The 354-nt window shown below is 62.4% G+C and carries 1 protein-coding gene; it reads right to left on the reverse strand.

All coding sequences use genetic code 11. The features are described 5' to 3' along the window. Nucleotides 1-106: 106 nt before the first annotated feature. On the reverse strand, nt 107-354 hold a 248-nt coding region (locus ACODSO_RS29335), incomplete at its 5' end, for a cupin domain-containing protein (protein WP_489040114.1).

Raw genomic sequence — 354 nt, forward strand, 5'->3', positions numbered from 1 at the left:
TAGCGCCGCTGACCGAGGCTTGCCAACGGCCATTGATGTAGTTGTTGCGCACTTCCATGTTTCTTCCTCCTGCCTTGCCATTGTTGTGCCGGGCGGTCTGTGCCGCTCAGGCGATGTAGATCTTGCGCAGCGTTTGTGTCACCACCCAGGTGGTGGCGGTGCCGGCAGCCAGATGGCCCACGGTGCCGGGCTGCAATTCCAGCGGTGGGCGGCCATCGGCAAACTGCACGCTGGCCTTACCTGACAGCACGATGAAGAATTCGTCCACTTCCACATCGGTGGTGACACTGGGCGACATTTCCCACACGCCGATGCTGCAACCGTGCAACTGGCCCAGCTCGGCCGTGCCCACCC

The sequence above is a fragment of the Rhodococcus sp. FG69 genome, from assembly GCF_057808915.1.